Source organism: Gammaproteobacteria bacterium (genome assembly GCA_013001575.1).
GTDB lineage: Bacteria > Pseudomonadota > Gammaproteobacteria > Steroidobacterales > JABDMI01 > JABDMI01.
In genome coordinates, this window is record JABDMI010000070.1 from 1 (window position 1) to 2,801 (window position 2,801).

The following is a 2,801-nucleotide window of genomic DNA, read 5'->3' on the forward strand; positions in this document are numbered from 1 at the left end:
GGCGAATGGGGTCCACAAGTCTGGCGCGTTTCTGGTTTAAGGCGTTTCCAATATTCTCGCCAGTTAAATTGCCACGTTCGGCTTCGCTCAAGCGGATATCTTTGGTCTTTTCAACGATCTCGCTTAACACTTTGGCCTGTGGAAAACTCCCTTGTTCAAATCCGGTGCGTCCACGCGAATCGGCCTTGCACGCTAACAGGAATTGCTGAAATTCGTCGGGTTGTTGCCAGGCTTTGAGCTTATTGAGTAATTTGATCACAGTTGCGGGTTTCATTTCAGACACTTTGTGCACATGCCCGTGAAATTCGGCCACGCGATTAGCAATGCTTTTGTATTTATTGGGTACCGGGTAGCGTTGGTAGAACTTTTTCAAGAGATCAACACTGCGCTGTTCGTGGGCGCGATGGCTTGGCAAAATATCTGTCGGAGTGTTGCCTTTGCCAAAGTCGTGGGCCAAGGCGGCAAAACGCACCACGGTATCCTCACTCAGTTCACAAGCGGCTTGCAAAACCTGCATAACATGCACGCCCACATCGATCTCGGGATGCCATTTACGCGGCTGACCCAATCCAAACAGGGCATCAATCTCCGGGAATAATACTTTCAGGGCACCGCATTGTTGCAAGCTTAAAAAGTAAGTTGCCGGATGCGCTGTGGCTAAGGCTTTTTCAGTTTCCGTCCACACGCGCTCGGGCGTGAGTTCACTCAACTCACCACTGGCAACCATTTCCTGCAAAAAGACTTTGGTCTCCGGAGCAATGTTGAAACCGAAAGGTTTAAGTTTGGCCGCAAAGCGCGCCAGACGTAATACCCGTAACGGGTCTTCGCGAAAATGCGGCGAGACGTGCCGGATAATGCGTTGCTTAAGATCTTGCTGGCCACCAAAGGGATCAATAATATTGCCGTGCGCATCTTGAGCCATGGCATTAATACTCAGGTCGCGTCGATAAAGGTCCTCTTCCAGGGTAACCTCGCGACCAAAAGCCACGGTAAAGCCTTTATAGCCTTTACCGGATTTTCTTTCAGTACGCGCCAGGGCGTATTCGTCATGACTTTGCGGGTGCAAAAAAACCGGAAAATCGCTACCGACCTGACGATAGCCAAGTTTCAGCATGTCGGCTATATCGGCTCCAACCACGACATAATCTTTATCCTGAACCTCGATTCCCAACAGTTCATCACGAATGGCACCACCTACTGTATAGATCTGCATAATGACTCAGAGCTTAGCGCCCTGCACTTTTGCGGTAGTCACTAAATCTGGAATTATGATCACGCGGTTTCAAATACGCCGGAATCACACTTTCCATACTTTGCGGCGAAATGCCAAGTTTCTCCAGTCCATTCTCATCACAAATACTATTCACGTGCATGGACAGGAAATTGTCTTTACTGAATGGCTTGCCCGGCATTACGCCCAGCACAGTGGCGGCAATTTTAGAAAAAAACGTATTCAAGCCGATGACCCGGCGTTTTAGGCCCATGTTTCGCATGATCAACAAGATCAGTTCGCGCATAGAGTAAATTTTAGGACCACAACAGCTGTAGGTTTTATTGATGGTGTCACGATCTTCCAGTGCGACCAGAATTGCGCTGACCACATCTTCAACATACACCGGCGCGAAACGCGTATTGGGCATGGGCAGAAAAAACCAGGGCGCTGGCATTTTTAACAATTTTGCAAAGCGATTAACAAAGCTGTCATTGGCACCAAATATTACCGATGGTCGCAACACGGTGGATTGCAATTTACTTTTGGCAATCAGGGATTCAGCCAAGCCCTTGGTTTTCAAATATTCGCTCGGGCCCTCTAGCGCGTCGGCTTTGAGCGCACTGATGTGGATCAATCGGGACACTTCGCTTGCTTCACATTGCTGAATAAGATTTTGCACCAGATCAATATTCACCGTCTCGAATTTCTCTTGTGGTGAACGCCGTTCATTCAAAATACTGATCAGATTAATTACCGCATCGCAACCTTGCAAAACCATTTGCAGTTCATCGGGCTTGTGTACATTGGCCTGAATTACCTGAACCCCGGGCAATACCAGCAAGTCGCGGTGAGCTTCGCGCGCACGCGTTGGTATGCGCACCTGATAACCCGCGGAACTCAAGCGCGTTGCCAGATGATGGCCAACAAAGCCCGTGCCACCGAGTACTGTAATGATTTTATTTTTTTGCAATGTCTGTCGCCCACAACCAGGGACGCATGATTATAGCCAATCCCGGTCTGAAGATGAAAAAAACTAGGGCTTGGATGGCGCTTTAGGAGACGCCGAGGTGTTATTTGCTTCTTCTCTCCGAGCGTTAATTGACCCGCCCAGCGGATAAACCGGTTTCATGAAACTGTTTAAACGCAAAGGCTGACCTTGTAAACGCCAGGAATAGATAACCTTGTTGGTCAAGACTTTTTGCACATAATTCCGGGTTTCATTAAACACAATATTCTCAACCCAGATATCGGCGTCCATGTCTTTTTTTGGTAACCAGCGGCGCACGCGGTGTGGTCCACCGTTATACGCGGCACTCGCCAAGGCAGGATTGGATTGCAAGCGATTGTGCACTTCCGCTAAATAGGCACTGCCCAGTTCTATATTGCGTTCCGGGTTTACTAAATGTGCATAACCGCGATAACGCATTTTATTTTTACGGGCAGTCTGTTTGGCAGTGGCTGGCAACAATTGCATCAGCCCGTAGGCATTGGCCGAGGAACGCACATCCGGCATGAACAGACTTTCCTGACGAATCACACCCAGGACCCAAGCCGGTTCCAGGGCAAACCGTTTGGCGGTTTTAACAAC

At 48.9% G+C, this 2,801-nt stretch carries 3 protein-coding genes; all 3 read right to left on the bottom strand.

Translation table 11 applies throughout. The annotated features are described in order from the left end of the window. On the bottom strand, positions 1-1,213 hold a 1,213-nt coding region (locus tag HKN88_06245; protein ID NNC97657.1), incomplete at its 3' end, for a multifunctional CCA addition/repair protein. Positions 1,214-1,226: 13 nt separating this feature from the next. Continuing rightward, positions 1,227-2,183 (bottom strand): complex I NDUFA9 subunit family protein, encoded by a 957-nt coding sequence (locus tag HKN88_06250; GenBank protein NNC97658.1) that lies wholly within the window; start codon positions 2,181-2,183, stop codon positions 1,227-1,229. A 63-nt stretch (positions 2,184-2,246) separates the two neighbouring features. Continuing rightward, the coding region (locus HKN88_06255; GenBank protein NNC97659.1) for a lytic transglycosylase domain-containing protein at positions 2,247-2,801 on the bottom strand (555 nt) is incomplete at its 5' end.